This is a genomic window from Nonomuraea sp. NPDC059023, assembly GCF_042740095.1.
GTDB lineage: Bacteria > Actinomycetota > Actinomycetes > Streptosporangiales > Streptosporangiaceae > Nonomuraea.
Window position 1 is genome coordinate 42,197 of record NZ_JBHYIO010000025.1, and the last position, 19,144, is coordinate 61,340.

A 19,144-nucleotide genomic window follows, 5' to 3' on the forward strand; every position below is an offset into this window, starting at 1 on the left:
GTGGAAAGCCTGGTCCTCGACTCCCCCGCCGCGTCGCCTCCCCGGGCCGAGGAGGCGACCCTGGCCGCGCTGCTGCGCTGCTGCGTGCGGGAAGTGGCGGGGCCGCGCGGCCTGGTGTGGCCGGCGCCGCCGTACCTGCTGCTGCGGGTGGGCGGGACGTTGCTGCGGGCACGCACGCGCGGCGGCGCCGCGCTGCGCTTCACCGGGCCGCCCGAGCGGCTGGAGCAGGGCGTCTGGGTGCCTCTGACCACCGATGAGCTGGTACGGCGGGCCGTATCCGACCTGAGCCTCGGCGAGGTGAACGCCGAGTTCGCCGGGCAGGTGGCGGCCAGCCGCGAGGCGCTGGAGGCGATCCTTTCGGCGCGGGCCGGGGCGGTCGCGCCCGCCGACCCGTGGCTGGCCTCGGAGCAGGCGCTGGTCTACGGGCATCCGTTCCATCCGAGCCCGAAGGCGCGCGGCGGGCGCGACTGGCTGGCCTACGCGCCCGAGGCGCACGCGCGGTTCCCGGTGCGGCTGCTGGGGGTACGGTCCGACGTCGTGGCGCAGGAGGGTGTGACCGGCGTTTTGGACCGCCTGGGCGAGGCGCCGCCGGGGTACGCGCTGCTGCCGGCGCATCCGTGGCAGCTCGACCTGCTCGGCCCGGTCTTCGACGACCGGCTGGTGGACCTGGGTCCGGGGCCGGTGGTGGTGCCCACGTCGTCGGTGCGGACGGTCTACGCGCCGGACCTCGGGGTCTGCCTGAAGTTCTCGCTGGATGTCCGGATCACGAATTGTGTACGGAAGAACGCCTGGTATGAGCTGGCGGGGGCGGTGGAGCTGAACCGCCGCTTGGGCACGATATTCGATGAAATTTCCGGCAAATACCCTGCGACGCGGTGGCTGCCCGAGCCCGGCTACCGCTCCGCGGGCCTGGGCACGCGGCTGCTGGAAGGGCTCGGCGTGATCGTGCGTTCCAGCCCGTGGTCGGTCGTCTCCCCCGGCGTCACGCCGGTGCTGGCAGGGGCGCTGGCCACCGAGGGCGTGCGCACGCCGGACCCCGCCGCGTGGTGGCGCGCCTATGTCGCGGCGCTGGTCCCGCCCGTGCTGGAGCTCTACTTCCGGCATGGCGTGGTCCTGGAGCCCCACCTGCAGAACGTACTGGTCGGCCTCGACGCGGACGGGCTGCCCGCCGAGGTGGTCTTCCGCGACCTGGAGGGCACCAAGCTGGTCACCGGCCGCCACGACCTGACCGGGGTGCCGGACCGCGTGGCGGAGGCGCTGTCCTACGACGCAGAGCGCGGCTGGGCCAGGGTCGCCTACTGCCTGCTGGTCAACCACCTCACCGAGATCGCCGCCAGCGTGGCGCCCGACGACGCGACGCTGACCCGCCTGTGGCGATCCGCCGCCGAAGTGATCGCCCGCGTGGCCGCGGACCTGGGCAACCCCGTGCCCCTGTCGGACCTGCTGGCCGGCGCGCCCCTGCCCGCCAAGGCCAACCTGTCGGTGCGCTGGGCCAGGGCCGCCGACCGCGCGGCCGGCTACGTCCCGATCGCGAACCCGCTCGCATGAGCCGCACCCACGCCGCCCGGATCGCCGAGGCCGCCGCCGACGACACGCCCGCCTACGTCTACGACCTGCCCGCCCTGGACACGCACGCCACGGCCGTCCGCCGGGCGCTGCCCGGCATCGAGCTCTACTACGCGGTCAAGGCCAACCCCGACCCCGAACTGCTCCGCGTGCTCGAACCCCACGTGGACGGCTTCGAGGTCTCATCGGGCGGCGAGCACGCCCACGTCAGCGCCCTGTTCCCGGACAAGCCACTGGCGCTCGGCGGCCCCGGCAAAACCGACGCGGAACTCCTCCTGCCCGCCCACCGCCTGCACGTGGAGTCATCCGGCGAACTGCGCCGCCTGCTCGCCTCGGGCCGCGCCGCCGACGTCCTCCTGCGCGTGAGCCCCGACCTGCCCGTCGAGGGCGCCGCCCTCACGATGAGCGGCCCGTTCGGCATGGACGACGACGACGTGCGCGCCTGCCTGCCTCTGTTCGACGACCGGGTACGGCTACGCGGCCGCCACTACCACCTGGCCAGCGGCCTGAACGCCGACCAGCTCCTGAAACTGGCGGAAACCCTGCTGTCCACCCACCCCGGCGAGGTGAACCTGGGCGGCGGCATGGCCGTGGACTACCACGATCCCGCCGCCCGCTTCGACTGGCCCGCCTACGGCACCGGCCTGGCCCGCCTGCGCACCCCCGGCCAGACGGTCCGCGTGGAGCCGGGCAGGTCGCTGACCGCGTACTGCGGCTACTACGTCACCAAAGTCGTGGACGTGAAGCGGGTACGCGGCGCGGCGTACGCGATCGTGCTGGGCGGCACCCACCACCTGAGAACCCCCGTCACCAAGGGCCACGACCAGCCCTTCACCGTCCTCCCCACCGGCACCGGCCCAGGCGTCACCGACGAGCCCGTGACCGTCGTGGGCCAGCTCTGCACCCCCAAGGACGTCTTCGCCCGAGCCGTCCCCACCTCCATCCACGTGGGCGACACCGTGGTCTTCGCCATGGCCGGCGCCTACGCCTGGAACATCTCCCACCACGACTTCCTGATGCACCCCAAACCCACGTTCCACTACCTGTCAGGTTGAGGTGGGGACGGCTTCGATGAGGGCGATGAGGCCGTCGGCGTCGAGGAGGTTCACCGGGCGGACGGTCTCGTTGGGGCGGACGTAGTGGAAGGCGGCGCCCACCTGGTCCAGGGGGACCTTGGCCAGGTGTGACCAGGCCAGGCGGTAGGCGGCGAGCTGCACGGAGGCGGCGGCGGCCGCCTTGCCGGACGGGCGTTCTCCCGTCTTCCAGTCGACCACCTCGTACGTGCCGTCGGGCAGCTGGAAGACGGCGTCCATGCGGCCCCTGACCAGCCGGTCGGCGATCATGGTCTCGAAGGGGACCTCGAGGTCGAGGGGCTTGCGGGTGGCCCATTCGCTTTCCTCGAAGCGTTCCTGCAGTTCGGCCAGCCGTACGTCGGCCTCCTCCTCCACGAGGTCCAGGCCGGGCAGCTCGAAGTCGTCGATGAGGCGCTGCTGGTCCCAGCGCGTCTCCAGCCAGCGGTGGAACGAGGTGCCACGGCGGGCCAGCGGCGCGGGCTTGACCGGGACCGGACGGCGGATCCTGCGGGCCAGTTCCTTCGCGTCGGCGGCCAGCGTGACCAGCGACGAGACGGTCAGCTTGGACGGCAGCTCGACCGTCCTGCCCCCGCCGCGCCGATACAGTTCGCGTTCGCGCAGCAGCAGGTCGGTGTCGCGCTCCCAGGCCCGGACGCGCTCCTGCTCGAACGTCTTCAGCGCCTCCTCCGGCGCGGACTCAAGCCGGCCCGACAGCGCGTCCTCGACCAGGCGGGCACCGTCCAGGACGGCCTCGTACCTGTCGCCTTCCGGCACCACCGGCCAGGTGGCCTCGGCGGGCTCGTCCAGCAGCGGGTTGGTCGCCCCGTCGGCCAGGTCCGGGGCCCAGTAGGCCACGCGGTCGCTGGTGTCGCGGATCTCCAGCAGGAAGTCCGACGGCTCCAGCGGCTTGGTGGCGCTGCCCCAGCGGTAGCCGGAGGCGATCAGGTGGTAGTGGGCCCGGGTGACCGCCACGTAGGCCAGGCGCCGCTCCTCCATGAGGTCGCGCGCGCGGCAGCGCTCGTCGAACGCGGTCAGCTCCTCCTTGCTCAGCCCGCCCAGCCGTGGCAGGTCCGCGACATCCCCTCTCAAGGGGTACGGGAGCTTGCGCGGGTTGTCCGTCCACCGGCTGTTGGTGACCGGTGTCGCGGGGAACATGCTGCCGGTGGCGATCGTGCCCTTCGAGCTGATCAGCTGCGACAGCCCCGGCACCACCACGACCGGCCACTCCAGGCCCTTCGAGGCGTGCACTGTCATCAGCTTCACGCTGTTGCTCTCGCCCACGCGCCCCGCCTCCAGGCCGAACTCCTCGCTCTCCGCCGCCTCCAGGTAGGCCAGGAAGGCGCCGAGCGTCGGGTCCTCGGCGTCCCCGGCGAAGCGGGAGGCGGCGTCCAGGAAGGCGTCCAGGTCGGCGCGGGCGGCGAAGGCGCTGACCGTGCCGCCGCGCGCGGCCACCTCGATGTCGAGGCCGAGCTTCCGCTCCACCTCGGTGATCAGGTCGGGCAGCGGCTGGGCGGTGTGGGCGCGCAACTGACGCAGCTCGTGAGCCAGCGCGACCAGGCGGCTCCTGGCCAGCGGCGAGAACGACTCCAGCCACTCCTCGCGGTCGGGCAGCTCGTCCAGGGCGTCGATCAGGCTGCCGCGTTCCTCGGCAAGGTCCACGACCACCTGGTCGAGCGGGTCCTTCTCCGGCCGGGCGCCCTGCCTGGCCTCGCGGGTGAGCTCGCGGGCGTACTCGCCGAGCTGGCGCAGGTCGGCGGGGCCGATGCGCCACCTCGGACCGGCCATGAGCCGGGCCAGGGCGTCTCCGGCCGTCGGGTCGTACAGGGCGCGGAGGGTGGCGACGATGTCGTTGACCTCGGGGACGGTGAGCAGGCCGCCCAGGCCGACGACCTCCACCGGGATGTCGCGGGCCTCCAGGGCACGGCGCAGGGCGGGGAACTGCGAGCGTTTGCGGGCCAGGATCGCCACGTCCTGAGGCTGGAGCTCCAGAGTCTTCTTGCGTTCCTTCTCGCCCCAGGGCAGGCCGTCCGGGGCGACCTCCTGGCCGAGCATCTTCTTGACGCCCTCGGCGATCCACTCGGCCTCGTCCTCGGCGGTCTCGTGGAAGGCGCAGGTGACGCGGCCGCGGTCCTTGCGGTTGGCGCCGGGCACCAGGACGGGGACCTCCCTGGCCTCCATGCGCAGCGGGATCTGGACCCGGGCGGCGACGTCGAGGACGCGGTCGCCGTTGCGGAAGCTGACCGAGAGCTGGCGCACCGGGGCCCGGTCGCCGGAGGCCGTTCTGAAGTCCTGGGAGAAGCGGCGCAGGTTTCCGGCCGAGGCGCCGCGCCAGCCGTAGATGGACTGGCAGGGGTCGCCGACGGCGGTGACCGGGTGACCGCCGCCGAACAGGCTCCTGAGCAGGACGAGCTGGGCGTGGCTGGTGTCCTGGTACTCGTCCAGCAGGACGACGGAGAACCTGTCGCGTTCGATCTGGCCGACTTCGGGGTGCTTGGCGGCGATCCGGGCGGCCAGGGACATCTGGTCGCCGTAGTCGATGACCTCGCGGCCGCGCTTCAGCCGCTCGTACGCCGCCACCAGGGGAAGGAGCTGCTCCCTCGCCCGTTGCACCGCGATGGGCTTGCGCTGGGCCGCGACGGTCTTGGCGGGGAGCATGCCGTACTGCTCGTCGAGCCACTCGCCGACCCCCCGCACGTCGCCGCCGGCGCGCAGGTGCTCCGACAGCTCTCCCGCGAGCTCCAGTACGGCGGCCGTGACCGACGGCGGCCCCAGCTCGATCTTGTCCATCGGCCCGTCGTACATCGCCACGACCCGCGAGGCCAGCTGCCACGAGACGGCCGGGGTGACCAGGCGCATCGTGGGCTCCAGCGCCTCCCGCAGGGCGTGGTCGGTGACCAGGCGGGCGGCGTAGGCGTGGTAGGTGGAGACGGCCGGCTCGTCGTCCAGCAGCGACGGCTCGACCAGGCCCGCCTCGGCCAGGCCGTTGAGGCGCTCACGCACCCGGTTGGCCAGCTCGGCGGCGGCCTTGCGGGTGAAGGTGAGGCCGAGCACGTTCTCGGGGCGCACGAGCCCGTTGGCGACCAGCCAGACCACGCGCCCGGCCATCGTCTCGCTCTTGCCGGAACCCGCTCCGGCCATCACGACCATCGGCTCCAGCGGCGCCTGGATGACATGCTCCTGCTCCGGAGTCGGCGGCAGCACGCCCAGCTTGCCGGCGAGCTCTCCCGGACTCAGCACACCTGGCCCCCGTTGTCGTTGACCGGGCAGCTGGCCCGCGCGGCGCACGTACGGCAGCCGTCGTTGACCTTCGCCTGGAAGAACGGGCCCGACATGCCGATCGCGACGGTGTCGACCAGGTCCTTGGCCCAGGTGGGGTCCCGGTCGTCGGCCAGGGCGGGCTGCGCCTGCTCCAGCGCGTCGTTCTTGCCGCCCGCCTTGCCGAGCTGCACCAGCGAGGCGCCGCCCGGCTCGGTCATGCCGTGCCTGGCGAAGGCGCCCAGCAGCGCGGCCAGCTGGTAGACGCCCAGCTGGGGGTGGCGGTCGAGGTCGCCCGCCTTGGGCTTGCTCGACCCGGTCTTGAGGTCGATGATGACGGCCCTGCCGTCGGAGTCGCGTTCGACCCGGTCCACGCGGCCCTTGATCAGCACGCCGTCGCCGACCGTGGCCGTGAACGCCTCCTCCAGGGCGACCAGTTCGCGCGGGTTCTCCTTGTGCCAGCGCAGGAACTTGGCGATCATCTGCTCGGCCACCTGGCGCTGCTTGCGGTTGAACCACACGCCGCCGAAGTCCAGTTCGCTCCAGATGTCGTCCAGGCGGCGGCCGAGGAGGTCCTCGCTGGGCAGGTCGGTGGCGGCCAGCACGGCCAGGGCGTGGATGACCGTGCCGAGGCCCTGGGCGCTGCTCGTCCCGGCGGCGCCGACCGCGGTCTCCAGGAGCCAGCGCAGGCCGCACTTGGTGAAGCTCTCCACGGCCGAGGGCGAGATGCGCACGATGTCGTCCGGCCAGCCGAGGGGGCGGTCGTCGGAGATCGGCGTCAGCGCGTACCAGTCGTTGGGATGCGCGCCCTGCACGCCCGCGGCGGCGAGCCTGGCGAGTTGCTGCGCGGCCTTCTGCCGGATTCTTGCCGACTTTGTGGGATCTGTTACGGCGCTTCGGAGGTCGGCCACGAGCGCCGACATGTTCAGCCACCGGGCCTGGTCGTCCACCGTCGCCGTGTCCACGGAGCCCGGCATCAGCTCGGCCAGGAACCTCGACGGCCGCTCGTCGGTGTCCTCGCCGCCGACCGCCGTCACGACCAGCCTCTTCCTGGCCCTGGTCGCGGCCACGTAGAACAGGCGGCGTTCCTCGGCCAAGAGCTTCGAGGCCAAAGACGCGGTACTCGGCTGCGCCCCCTCGGCCAGCTCCACCAGGTCCTCGGCGCCCAGCATCGAACCCCGCAGCCGCAGATCCGGCCAGACGCCCTCCTGAACGCCCGCCACCACCACGACGTCCCACTCGAGCCCCTTGGAACGATGCGCGGTCAGCACCCGCACGGCATCGCCGTCCGGGGCGCGTTCGGCCAGGGTGTCACCGGGGATCTCCTGGGAGGCGATGTCGTCCAGGAACACCTCCGCGCCGGCCCTGGGCATGCGGTCCACGAACCTGGCGGCGTGATCGAACAACGCCACCACGGCATCCAGGTCACGATCGGCCTGGGCGCCCCGCGCGCCACCGGACAGGCTCAGGTCGGTCCATCGCTCGGCCAGGCCGCTGCCCTGCCAGATCGCCCAGAGGACCTCTTCGGCGGTGCTCTGCGCCTTGGCGGCCTCTTTGGCGGCGTGGAGGAGGTGGGCTACGCGTTCTGCCGGGTGGGCTATGTGGGGTTCTATGCGGGTCAGTTCGCGGACATCCAGGACTGAGGCCACGAGCAGTTCCCCGGACGACCGGACAACCCGCCCCAGCCCGCCCTCGTCCCCGGAGCCACCCTCTTCCCCAGAGGCACGCTCACCGGACGCGCCTTCGCCCGAGGCACCCTCACCGGAGGCCCCTTCGCCGGACGCCCCTTCACCGGAGGCTCTTTCGCCGGAGGCGCCACCACCGGAGGTCGCCTCACCGGAGGTCTTTTCGCCGGACGCGCCATCACCGGAGGCCCCTTCGCCGGAGGCGCCTTCCTCTTGGGTTGAGGTGTCTTCTTGGTCCGAGGCGGTCTCTTCGGTGGCGGCGGCCTCGTTTTCGGCGATCTTCAGGGCGCGACGGAGGCGGCGTACACCGATCATGTCGGTGCCGCCCAGCGGGCCGGTGAGCAGTTCCTCCACCACGGACTCGTCCAGCTCGCCCGGGTACAGGGCCATCCGGAGCATCGTCAGCAACGGCCGGACCCCGGGCTCCTGGGCGATCGGCACCTCGTCGCCCGCCACCATCGTGGGCACACCGGCACTCACCAGCGCCCTGCGCAGCAGCGGCACCTGCCGGATGGCCGAGCGGACCAGCACGGCCATCCGGTGCCACGGCACGCCGTCGATCAGGTGCGCGCGGCGCAGCGCGTCGGCCACCACGGCGGCCTCCTGGCTCGTGGAGTCGGCCAGCAGGACCCTGACCTCGCCGGGTTCGGCGTCGTCCAGGGGCACCAGGTCCCGGTGGCCCCAGGCCTTCCGTTCCCTGGGTGCGGCGACCGGGGCGGGTTCCTCGGCCGGCGGCTCGGGACGGGCCTCGGGCTCGTTGGGCTCGTTGTCTGTTGGGCCGGTGGTCAGCAGGGTTTCGAAGGCGGTGTCCTGCTCCTTCGCCGCCGGTGCGGGCGGCTGGGCCGTACCGGATGGCTCGGGTGGGGTGAGGGTCGCGTCGGGGGTGGGGGCGGCGGGCAGGCGGGAGGCGACGCGGCGGGAGGCCGTCAGGAGGTCGGCGCCGCTGCGGCGGCACACGCGCAGGGCGACCACGGGCGCGTCGCGACCGTCGAGGGTGCGGAAGCGCTCGGGGAAACGCAGGATGCCGCGGACGTCGGCGCCGCGGAAACCGTAGATGGACTGGTCGGGGTCGCCCACCGCGATCAGGTCGCGGCCGTCGCCGGCGAGCTGCCGCAGGAGGTACTCCTGGGCTGGATCGGTGTCCTGGTACTCGTCCACGAAGACCATGTCGTAGGCGGCCCGCTCGCGGCGGCGTACGTCGGGGTCGGACAGGAGACCGGCCGCGGCCTTGATCAGCTCGGCGTAGTCGAGCACCGGCTCGGGGTCGAGGTCGAAACGTTCCTGGTAACGCAGCGAGAACTTGCCCGCGGCCACCCAGTCGGGCCTGCCGTGCTGGTAGCCGAGTGCGACCAGGCGGTCGCCGTCGAGGCCGCGTTCGCCCGCCCGTGACAGGAAGTCGCGCAGTTCCTCGGCGAACCCGCGGGTCTTCAGCGGCTCCCGCAACGCCAGCGGCCACTCGCGCGCGCCGTCCTCCAACTCGCCGTGGAGCAGGCGCCGGATCTCCAGCAACTGCTCGGGCCCGCTCAGCAGCCGCGGCGGCTCCGTCCCCGCCTGCAGGGCCTCGCGCCGCAACAACGCGTAGGCGTAGCTGTGGAAGGTGAGGGCCAGCGGTGTGCGCGTGGTGCGCCGCAACCGGCCGGTGACGCGTTCGCGCAGCTCACCGGCGGCCTTCCGGCTGAACGTGAGGATGAGCACCCGCTCGGGATCAAGCCCGCGGCGTTCGATCCGGTCGACGACGGTCTCCACGACGGTGGTCGTCTTCCCCGTACCGGGACCGGCCAGAACGAGCATCGGCCCACCGGGATGTTCGACCACGGCACGCTGGTACTCGTCGAGCACAGGGGCCTCAACCGGTCCCCCGCCCCCACGTCGCACCAACCGCCAGGTCTGACCACTCACAGCACTAGATTCCACCAGACCACAGGGGTAGATCGTGCCGCCTTGACCGTTCTCCCCACGAGTCCGCCCACGCTACCGGCCCAATCCCCCAATATCCCGCCAACCCGCCGCCCCAACCCACCTTCATCCGGTACGGCCCGCCGCCCCGGTTGCCGTGTCCGATGGGCAAGGGTGGCCGTTACGGTGGGGACCACGTCCGACGTGAGAAGCGACCCCCACGATCGACGCCCGCCGGGGTCGGCGGGTGGCGTGGGGGCGGCTTGCCGTAGGGGATGGGGCGGGTTGAAAGCCACAGCGGACGGGAGAGCCGCGCAATGAGACTGGATCAGGACGAAGGCCCGAGAACGCCGCGCAGGACCTCGTCGAGGCCGGATTTGAGGTCGGCGGGCTCGCGGCCGCGGTGGATCACGAGGTTGGCGGCGAGCGGCGCCAGCAGCGCGTCGGCGGCGAAGGGCGCGTCGGCGGCCGGGTTGACGTCGGCGATGAGCAACGACAGATGCCGGTGATATGCCTCATAAGCGCCACCGAACCGCGCGAACGGCCCCGCGGTCTCCGCCATCAGCAACAGGTCGAGCTGCGCGAACGTCCGGTCAACGAGCCCGTGCAGAAACGCCCGGACCCGCTCCCCCGACGGCGCGCCGGGCCCCAGCGGCGGCGGCCCGGACAGGAACGACTCCTGGAACTCCCGCTCCTTGGCGTCGATCAGCGCGTAGGCGAGCCCGGACCGATCCCCGAACCGCCGGTACAGCGTGCCGACGCCCACTCCTGAGGCGGCCGCCACCTCGGCCATTCCCAGCCCGTCGATGCCCTTGTCGGCGACGAGCTCGGCCGCCGCCGCGAGGATCTTCGCCCGGTTCCTGGCGGCATCGGCCCGCTCCTGCGTCACCCGGACACCTTATCGACCCCTTGCCAAGCGGAACCAATTCCGCTTACCGTGGAAGCGGAACCTATTCCGCTTATGGAGGATCATCATGCTGCACGGAAGGGCCGCCCTCGTCACCGGCGGCAGCAGGGGCATCGGCGCCGCCATCGCCCGCGGCCTGGCCGCGGCCGGGGCCGACGTCGCCATCACCTACGCCAGCGCCGCCGACCAGGCCCAGGCCGTGGTCAAGGACATCGAGACGGCCGGGCGGCGCGCCACCGCCATCCAGGCCGAAGCCGCGGACGAACGCGCCCTCCGCACCGCCGTCGACCACGCCGCGGGCATCCTGGGCAGGCTCGACATCCTGGTGAACAACGCCGGAATCGCCCCCTACGGCCCCTTGGAGGAAGTCACACTTGAGGAGCTCGACCGGACGATGGCGGTCCACGCCCGTGCCGCGTTTCTGCTGGCTCAGGCGGCCGTGCCGTACATGCGGAACGGCGGGCGGATCGTCACGATCGGCAGCAGCCTGGCGGAACGCGTCCCGTACCCCGGCTGGACCCTGTACTCGATGAGCAAGGCCGCCCTCATCGGCCTCACCAGAGGCCTGGCCCGCGATCTGGGCCCGTTGGACATCACCGCCAACCTGGTACATCCCGGCTCCACGGACACCGAGATGAACCCCGCCGACGGCCCCGACGCCGACGCCGAACGCTCGTACACGGCCCTGGGCCGCTACGTCGACCCGGACGACATCGCCGCCACCGTCGTGCACCTGGCCGGCCCGGCGGGCCGCAACATCACCGGCACCGCCATCACTGTCGACGCCGGCACCACCGCCTGACCCGTCGCGGAAGCCGGAACCCCGACGGGCCGGGAATGCGGCCCCGGCCCGTCAGCGAAACCTCAGGCCCCGTCGAGAATCGGGATGAGCTGCTCCTCCTCGTAGTCGAGGTGCTGCTCCACCGCAGTGGCGAGCTCCTCGACCTCCTTGAGTACGGCCGGCGTGTCCGCACTCTCGGTCGAGACGACCTCCTGCAACCTGGCCAGCAACGCGGCCACCTTCTCATGCTCGGCGCCAAGCCGATCCATCACCTCGGCGAGCTCCGGATGCTGCGCCGACAACGCGGGAAACAGCCCCCTGTCCTCATGCGAATGGTGAACATGCAGCCCCTGGCACAACGTGAGGCAGTTGACCCGCAACTGCGCCCCGAGCCCCGGCCCCGAAGCGGCGACCTCCTTGCGGATGAGCACCAGCTCCCGCCGGAAGGCGTCGTGAATCATCCGCAGCGCCTCGCCGAACGACGAGGCCGGCGGCGGCCCGCCCCCGGTCTGCTTGAGCGCGATCACGGGAATCACCCGAGCGGTACGCGCCTGATACTCGGCCCACCCGGGATCGGCCTCGACCGCCCGCGCCCAGGCCGCCTCCCGCTCCGCACCTTCCAGTACGGTCGCCCGCGCCTCATAGGTGAAGATCCCGTCCTCGACGTTGACGGCGGGCTCGGCGACGAGATTGTGGAACCAGGCCGGATGACGAGCAGCCCCGTTGGCCGAGGCGATCACCAGAACCTGCTCGCCCCCGTCATGCAGGTACCCGAGCGGAACGGTGTGCTGTTCACCGGAACGCGCCCCGGTGGTGGTGAGAAGGAGCAGCCGAGCGCCCTCGAAAGGACCCCCAACCCGGCCACGATTGGCCCTGAACTCCTCGATGATCTGCTTGTTGAAATCGAACGGCATTCTTCTCCATGGGTGTGAGCTTTGATGAGAGGTAGGGGCAAAGACGGGGATCCGGCGGGCTACGCGCCCGCCCATCGCTCACGCCTCAGCCGGGTACCTCTCTCGCTCATGGCCCATGGCCGACCCGGCAGTCACAAAAGCACACCCTAACCCCCAAACCACCCCACCTCAACACGCTCCCTGTCTAGGTCCGGCCCACCCGCGCACCCTTGGCTTCGGCACTGGATCGAAAAGCGAGACCCTTACAGGGGCCGAGCCCGCGCCACGATCGCGCAGGTCCTGCCAGCCGGACCCACCCGCTGGGGTGTACGCCCACGCCAAGCGCGCCGCGACCCGCGACCTTCAGGGGCTTCCGCTCCGCCGGGCGATCGTGGCACGGAACAGCTACGCCGAGGCGGGCTGCTCTTGCGGTCGATCGAAGCCAAGACCAGACAGGCGAAACAGGCCCGATTAACGCGAGTGCAGGAGGGATTTGCTACGAACTTCGATGCTCTTCGCCACTCTCTCGAGAATCAGCGGGCTCGACGCGAGCGTGTCCGCGGCGCGCGGCCACTCATCGACGACGCGCTCCACCATCTCAGCCACGACGTCCGGGAGCTGGGCCTCTGGCACAAACAACTTCTCCTGGAGCCGCGCAAAGGTCCGCACAGATATCCGATCGAAGAGCTTCGTCTTCCCGAAGCTCAGCCCCAAGGTTTCCGGATCAAATTCATCCCGGTACACGTCGGTCGCCACAAAATCATACGCTGGAGCCAAGACCGGAATTCGAGGATCACGATAGATGAGCGACCAATTCTTCAGGTGCATATCTCCATTGGAGATCAAAATGGAGAAGGCGAGGCGCCTGGCGAACTCTTGAAGGGACTTGACATCGCGCCGCCGATAGACCAGCGAGGCGACCGTTTCATAGTTCCCGACGTACTTGCGATCAGAATAGATGCCTCGAACCTGGGCGAGATCCTCGATGTGAATCCGGCCACCATCGTCGCTTCGATCGAACCTCTGGATTGCGTACGCCCATTCCTCGTGCACGGGCCACACGTTAGGCGGAAGCCCTTCAATCTGATCCCGATGGACAAGCCTGACCTCTGGCACCTCGATGCCGGCAGCCTTGGCGAGACTCATCATCGCAAACTCATTGAGAGGGACGTCGGGATATACCCTGTCCGGCAGCTTGACAATCCAGTCCCCTCCCTCACCAGAGCCTGGAAGCGTCAGCCGATCCCCCTCTCTGAGCATCGAAAATTTCAACATCACCCCGGCCAGCGAGAATCGCCATCCCGGATGGTCGTCATCATGCGCAGGCGCGTCGTTGTCATGGGTGACAAGTTCCCAGTGGTGAGAATCCTGGCTCTCATCGGGAAGGACACGAACTGCTCCAGGAAGATCGTGCCCTACCTGAGCGAGGAGCTCCATTTCACGCTCAACAGACACACCTCTGTCTTCTGCCACCCATTCCCGCAGGCGTCCTTCTGGAAGAAGGTTCGAGAACCAGGGCGGAAGGCGTAGCGCCGACGCTCGCCTCGCCTGAAGGTTCTGTTCAAAATGCAAGCCCAGCACAGGGCGGCCAGGATCGGCCAGGTAGTCCGCACAGAACTCGAACCAGGTGTAGTCGCCTCGCTGCCGCAACAAGCCGACCTTCTGAGCACCGAGCCAGACTCCATGACAGACCTCAGAGGGCGTCATCCCGCCGCTCCTCCACTTCCTCCTCGATGTCGCTCATGATCAGATCGTCCAGCGAAGGAGTGTCCTCCTGCTCCCACTCGCACATCCGCGCCAAGAACCGTTGCAGGTCCTCAATCATGGTTCGCTCACGATGTGCCAGGAACTGGTCTATATCTCCGGCAGTAAGAGCGAGTTCCGCTTCCGGTCCGATCGAGTGCGACCTGAGCACCGCGCTCCAAGTGGGACTGTCCAAGTCTAGCGGCTGAGCGGACAGAACACTGTCTATCTGATTACCCAGGACTTCGTCGAGGGGCAGGCTTGAGTCGCTATCGCGCTCAGAGGTCGTCGGCAGAAGGATACGATTGGCGGCCAGAATTCTTGACACCGATCCAGCTCCAAAGATCGCACGGACGGCTCTGGCCGCGGTCGCCTGATCGACCAGACTCTCCGCCAATTGCGACGAATCGATCTCGTCACCGGTCACGGGCGAGCGGGGGCGGAGGTTCCACCAGGAGCAAAGAAGAATCCGCGTAGCCGACTCATCGGTGCGGAACCGCTTCAGATTGATCGGAATGAATTCGGTGCGATTGACAAGGCCGAAGAGCCCCTGCAGAGATCCGGCGATGTCACCGGGCTTTATTCGGTGCCCAAGTGCCTGCATCGCGCCGGTGGCACTTCCCCGGAAAATCCCCGGCCCCAGAATCGCAGCCCGCCAGAACCAGCGGCGAAGAAGGCGGATGTTGTGCTCGCCCGGCGCTGGATAGTGAGCGAAAAATCGGGTGAGGACAACGAGAAGATACCGATAGGTCAGGAAACTAAAATGCGGAACGCCGGCCTCTTTCTGGAGAAAATCGACCGCCCTTTTAAGAGCTTCGGCGCCTCGCTGAAACGCCTCATCTCGACTCTCGCCCGGGAAGTCACTCGTTATCTTCGAGTCCTCGTCGAATTCGCCTCGTATCTCACGCGACACCTGGGCGCCGCGCCGAGCCAGAACAGCACGCAGAACAGTGCTGGTATCGATAATACCGAAGTGAAACTCATCGTCTACTTGAGTCGCGATCAGTTCCAGACTCAAGGCATCATCGACCGACTTCGTCTTCGACGGGTGGATCGCAGAAAAGATCTCCGCCCGGGTCAGATGCCGGCCGTAGCTATTCATTCGATCAAAGATGTCGCGCAGGACATCCACATCATCCTGCTCGACCTGATAGGCAGGGACCTGGTATTGGCGAAGCCTCGCGGTCATCTCGCTAGCGTGATCCAAATGCTCCGAAATTTCCGGATATGTTGCAAACCACTTGAGGACGAGCTGGAGATCGAACAGCACAGGAAGAGGAACGATCAGCGGATCATCGACAGTAGGACGAGGAACAAACTTCTGTCGTGACAGATCATACGACAGCGCAAACCTCGAATCAGCGATCCCGTCAGGATGTAGCCCATTTGCCAGGCTGATAATTCGCTGTTGCCCATCCACAACCCATAGCGCGGAATCTGATGCCGGTGCATTGATAGCCAAGGCGCCCAGTTTGAGAGGGCCGGCGGGCGCCTCTTTGATCCAAAGCAGCAATGAGCCTATGGGATAGCCCCGAACGATGCTCTCAAAGAGTCGAATCACGTCCTTTCGCGTCCAACGAAAGGCGCGCTGAAATTCTGGAACGCGAATGCGTCCTCGCCATGCCAGGTCGACCAGACGCGCCACAGGAAACGTCGTGGCACTGGGGCGGGTATCGAGCCCAACGCTCATGGTTTGTTCCTCCGGTCATGCGGAAGCAAGCCTACCGACTCCTCTCCGGCCATCCTGCGACTCGACAGGCCTTCCGCATGCCTGAGCCACCGAGAAGTCCTGGTGAGGTACTGGTCCTCGTGCGGTTGAGGATAGTTGACGGCTACCGCATGGCACCCTGCAGGGTGTACACGATGGCCACTAACTTGACCGGAGGAAAGGCGAGCTCGTATGCAGTTTCGGGGGTCGGTCTGAACGGAACTCATCTCGATCCGGGACTCGGCTCCGAGTGCCGACTCGGTGGCAGCTCATGGGGAGCATTCCACCGGAATCTGACCAGTCCGCATAATCCGTCGAAGTAGTCGCTCGCGTGTCAGGAAGCCTGCCGAACCTGGCCGTAGTCACAGACGCCGGCACCTCCGCCAGAGCGGCTCACGCCCACCACCGTCATTTACCTGCCGCTTTGGGCAGGCCCGCCTTCGGCCCGCGGCACCCATCTCAGCTCGTGCCTCAACTCCGATCCTGGCCTTGCCTCCGGTCTCCAGCCCTTGCCCATGTCCTGAAGTACGGCACTACCCACGGTCGCCGGACAACCCTGACTACCCCCGGCACCCTGATCAAGGACGGGCGAAAGCGGCGCAAGAAGGCGCCCGAGCGGAGCGAGGTCCTTCAGGGGCCGAGGCCGCGGCTCGGCTGGAGACACGCGGGAGCGTAGCGACCACCATGCCTTTGGGATGGCGCGGGAGCGGAGCGACCACCTTGTCTGTCAGGAGAAGAGGTGGTCCACTACTCGGGCTGTCGCCTTGCCGTCGTCCCTTGGGGCGTAGGTGGCGCGGAAGGTCTCGTAGCGGTCCGCGTATTCGGCGGCCACCGTGTCGATCGAGCGCAGGGCCTCCACCACCTCGCCCGACGTCGGCAGCACCGGGCCCGGCGCCTGTGCCTCCAGGTCCACGTACAGGCCTCGCTTCGTCGCGTACTTCGCCAGGTCGTACGCGTAGAACACGATCGGCTTGCCCGTCGCCAGGAAGTCGAACATCGACGAGGAGTAGTCCGTCACCAACACGTCCGCCACCAGCAACAGGTCGGTCATGTCGGGATAGGTGGAGACGTCGTGGGCGATGTCGGGTACGGCGGGCATGGCCTGCATCGGGTGGCCCCTGACCAGCAACTCGTGGTCGGCCCCCAACGCCTGCCTGGCCTTCGCCAGGTCCAGCTTGACCATCGCGTTCTTGCGGTCGTAGTCACGCCACGTCGGCGCGTACAGCACCACGCGCTTGCCCTCCGCCAGCCCCAGCCGGGCGCGGATCTCCGCGGCCATCCGGTCGCGTTCCGGCGAGGACAGCACGTCGTTGCGCGGCAGGCCGCTCTCCAGCACCTCGCCCTTGTAGCCGAACGCCTCGCGCAGCACCGGCGTCGCCCAGGGGGACTGGGACAGCAGCACGTCCCAGCCGCGTACCTCGGCCGCCTGCCGGTGCCACACCGGCGGGCGCGGGTCGCGGGTCATGTGGGGCTGGTCGTTGCCGATGTGCTTGACCGGGGTGCCGTGCCAGGTCTGCAGCACGACCTGGTCCTCGCGGGAGCGGAACCAGACGGGCAGGAACGCGTTGGTCACGATGTGGCGGGAGCGGGCGAGCGCCGCGTGGTGCTCCCTGCTGCCCGCGCGCACGACCGTGGCGGGACCGGGCGGGACGAAGGCGCCGTCCTTGACGACCCAGATGTGCTCGCGCTCGTCGCCGCGCCGCAGCCGCTCCTCGTAGACGGCGCGGACGCTGTCGGAGTAGAGGCGGCCGTCGTTGGCGACGTAGACGGTGGCGTCGTTGAGCGGCTCGGTGCGCTGCGCTGGGTAGAAGACGCGGCGCAGCACGTGGGTTCCGGCGACGCCCTTCTCGTCGGCCGGGCGCGCCTCCTCGGCGATCACCACGGGCACGTCGAAGCGGGTGGAGACCATGCGGAAGGCGTGGCCGCCGATCGTGCGCGGGTCCTCGTCGAGGGCGCCGAGGGCGGCGTGGTCCATGCGCACCGGGACGATCTCGCCGGACGGGTGGCGCATGGACAGGTTCCAGGTGCCGGAGGACAGGGGCACGGACTCGCCGAAGCGGTCCATGGTCGCCGGCGCGAGCCGTACCGTGAACTGGTCTTCGGAGCGCTCCATCGCGGCGGTATAGGTCAGGCCGGAACGGTGGCGCAGCGTGAGCGTGCGGGCGCCCGCCGCGTCGGGGTAGCTGCCGCGGAGCACGAGCCGCTCGCCCTCCCACACCGCGGAGGTGAGCACCGGGCGGATGCGGTGGGCGGAGACGACGACGCGGTCGCGGCGGTCGGCGAGCACGGTGATCTCGCGGTCGTCCGCGGTCGCGCGCACCTCGGCCGCGTCACCGAGCATCACGGAGGCCGCGGGGTCGCCCTTGGGCTCGACCCACAGCCGCCGTCCGTCCTTCTCCTGCAGCAGAGCCGGTACGGCCAGCCCGACCGTCACCAGCGTCCCGCCCGCCTCCGGCGTGAAGTCGGCGGCCATGCGGTGCCCGCCGAGCCGGGCGTGGCCCTTGGTTACGCTGCGGCCGGGCAGGAAGATCTTCAGCTCCAGCCGGTCGCCGTCCACGTTGACGCTGGTCAGCTCGGCCCGGTTGGGCTGTAGGACGACCTGGAGCGCCCGGTCGGAGGTCCAGACGGGGCGTACCCAGAGACCCTGCTTGACCCGGAGCCCGGCGGGACGCTCCGTGCGGCCCACGGCGGCGCCGCGCAGCAGGCCGGTGGCGCGGGCGCCGCGGCTCCAGAAGACGATCTCCGCGCGCCAGGTCGTGGCGTCGCGTACGGCGGGCCGGTGCCGCATCCGGCGGCGTACCGCGGACACGAGCCCGCGCACCCCGCCACGCCAGCGCAGCGGCCAGGAGCCCAGCTCGGCGGTGAAGCCGGACCAGTCGTAGTTGCACCCGGGCTCGCGCGCCCCGTGGGTGGCCTCGGGCGCGAGGACGCGGCGGGTGCGCATGCGCACCGGCGGCAGCCAGCGCGGCCCGCGCAGGACGACGGTGGCCCGGTTGAAGCGGCGGCTGCGCACCGACAGCCCGGCGAGGTAGGCGTGGCCGCGCACGAGCAGCTTGCCGTCGCGCCAGACGATGTCGTCGATCTGCGTCACCGGCACCAGGTCGGCGCGGCGCAGGCGGTAGAGGGCGGGCGGCAGCTCGTCGCGCAACGGCAGGTCGGCATACCAGCGCAGGCCCTTGCGGATGCGCTTGGACGGCTCCGCCGCCGCGGCGACCACGGTGGTGAGGACGTCGCCGTCGGCGAGTTCGTCGAGGTCGCGGTGTTCGATGAGGTGGCACAGAAGCCTGCGGGCCACCGGGAGCTCGCGCTTGACCTTGGGGTCGACGGTGGCGAGATAGGGGCGCAGAAGGGTGACGAGCTCGCGTCTGCGCGCGGCTCCGCGTTTGATCGCCTGGTCCATCCTGGCGCCCAGCGGGCCGCTGAGGATCTCGGCGGCATGGTCGGGCCCGGCGGCCCGTGCCGCCTCCATGATCGCCTCGAATGGTTCCCCGCGGTCGCAGAGGTCCTGAACAGCCCGCAGCCGCTCCTGGGCTGTGACGCCGGTGGCCATTGGGAAGGCACCGCCTTTCGGACCCGCAGTCGCTGTTCAGGCCATGGTAATGGGAATCACATGCCGCGGATTCTCCCGGAGGGGGGA

10 protein-coding genes are annotated in these 19,144 nt (G+C 69.7%); 3 read left to right on the forward strand and 7 right to left on the reverse strand.

Features of this window, described 5'->3' with window-relative positions; translation table 11 throughout:
• Complete coding sequence (locus tag ACFWYW_RS35630; protein ID WP_379610510.1) at positions 1-1,548, forward strand: IucA/IucC family protein; 1,548 nt, start codon at positions 1-3, stop codon at positions 1,546-1,548.
• Positions 1,545-2,621 carry a type III PLP-dependent enzyme gene (locus ACFWYW_RS35635; protein ID WP_379610511.1) on the forward strand — a complete coding sequence of 359 codons (1,077 nt, stop codon included), beginning with the start codon at positions 1,545-1,547 and terminating at the stop codon, positions 2,619-2,621. The genes ACFWYW_RS35630 and ACFWYW_RS35635 overlap by 4 nt, the downstream gene beginning before the upstream one ends.
• On the opposite strand, the gene ACFWYW_RS35640 is transcribed toward ACFWYW_RS35635, so the two are convergent.
• The 3 genes from ACFWYW_RS35640 to ACFWYW_RS35650 all read right to left on the reverse strand — a co-directional run bounded on the left by ACFWYW_RS35640 (position 2,613) and on the right by ACFWYW_RS35650 (position 10,364).
• The gene (locus tag ACFWYW_RS35640; RefSeq protein ID WP_379610512.1) at positions 2,613-5,876 is read right to left on the reverse strand and encodes a UvrD-helicase domain-containing protein; all 3,264 of its coding nucleotides are present in this window, start codon (positions 5,874-5,876) and stop codon (positions 2,613-2,615) included. The genes ACFWYW_RS35635 and ACFWYW_RS35640 overlap by 9 nt on opposite strands.
• Positions 5,870-9,418 carry a UvrD-helicase domain-containing protein gene (locus ACFWYW_RS35645; protein ID WP_379610513.1) on the reverse strand — a complete coding sequence of 1,183 codons (3,549 nt, stop codon included), beginning with the start codon at positions 9,416-9,418 and terminating at the stop codon, positions 5,870-5,872. The genes ACFWYW_RS35640 and ACFWYW_RS35645 overlap by 7 nt, the downstream gene beginning before the upstream one ends.
• 385 nt (positions 9,419-9,803) lie before the next feature.
• On the reverse strand, positions 9,804-10,364 hold the full coding sequence (locus ACFWYW_RS35650) for a TetR/AcrR family transcriptional regulator (RefSeq protein WP_379610514.1): 561 nt from the start codon (positions 10,362-10,364) through the stop codon (positions 9,804-9,806).
• An 85-nt stretch (positions 10,365-10,449) separates the two neighbouring features.
• Between ACFWYW_RS35650 and ACFWYW_RS35655 the strand changes: the two genes are divergently transcribed.
• Positions 10,450-11,184: an SDR family NAD(P)-dependent oxidoreductase gene (locus ACFWYW_RS35655; RefSeq protein ID WP_379610515.1), complete on the forward strand. Its 735-nt coding sequence runs from the start codon at positions 10,450-10,452 to the stop codon at positions 11,182-11,184.
• A 62-nt stretch (positions 11,185-11,246) separates the two neighbouring features.
• Here ACFWYW_RS35655 and ACFWYW_RS35660 read toward each other — a convergent pair whose 3' ends face one another.
• The 4 genes from ACFWYW_RS35660 to ACFWYW_RS35675 all read right to left on the reverse strand — a co-directional run bounded on the left by ACFWYW_RS35660 (position 11,247) and on the right by ACFWYW_RS35675 (position 19,057).
• Complete coding sequence (locus ACFWYW_RS35660) at positions 11,247-12,077, reverse strand: nitroreductase/quinone reductase family protein (RefSeq protein WP_379610516.1); 831 nt, start codon at positions 12,075-12,077, stop codon at positions 11,247-11,249.
• 450 nt (positions 12,078-12,527) lie between these two features.
• Positions 12,528-13,763 carry a type II toxin-antitoxin system HipA family toxin gene (locus ACFWYW_RS35665; protein ID WP_379610517.1) on the reverse strand — a complete coding sequence of 412 codons (1,236 nt, stop codon included), beginning with the start codon at positions 13,761-13,763 and terminating at the stop codon, positions 12,528-12,530.
• On the reverse strand, positions 13,750-15,489 hold the full coding sequence (locus ACFWYW_RS35670) for a DUF262 domain-containing protein (RefSeq protein ID WP_379610518.1): 1,740 nt from the start codon (positions 15,487-15,489) through the stop codon (positions 13,750-13,752). The genes ACFWYW_RS35665 and ACFWYW_RS35670 overlap by 14 nt, the downstream gene beginning before the upstream one ends.
• A gap of 745 nt (positions 15,490-16,234) precedes the next feature.
• Positions 16,235-19,057, reverse strand: a complete 2,823-nt coding sequence (locus tag ACFWYW_RS35675) for a CDP-glycerol glycerophosphotransferase family protein (RefSeq protein WP_379636547.1) — start codon at positions 19,055-19,057, stop codon at positions 16,235-16,237.
• Positions 19,058-19,144: the final 87 nt, after the last annotated feature.

Excerpts from the sequence above, each read along its gene's own strand:
- ACFWYW_RS35655 (WP_379610515.1), top strand. The coding sequence starts at position 10,450 with ATGCTGCACGGAAGGGCCGCCCTCGTCACCGGCGGCAGCAGGGGCATC.
- ACFWYW_RS35675 (WP_379636547.1), bottom strand. The coding sequence starts at position 19,057 with ATGGCCACCGGCGTCACAGCCCAGGAGCGGCTGCGGGCTGTTCAGGAC.
- ACFWYW_RS35660 (WP_379610516.1), bottom strand. The coding sequence starts at position 12,077 with ATGCCGTTCGATTTCAACAAGCAGATCATCGAGGAGTTCAGGGCCAAT.
- ACFWYW_RS35665 (WP_379610517.1), bottom strand. The coding sequence starts at position 13,763 with ATGACGCCCTCTGAGGTCTGTCATGGAGTCTGGCTCGGTGCTCAGAAG.
- ACFWYW_RS35635 (WP_379610511.1), top strand. The coding sequence starts at position 1,545 with ATGAGCCGCACCCACGCCGCCCGGATCGCCGAGGCCGCCGCCGACGAC.
- ACFWYW_RS35670 (WP_379610518.1), bottom strand. The coding sequence starts at position 15,489 with ATGAGCGTTGGGCTCGATACCCGCCCCAGTGCCACGACGTTTCCTGTG.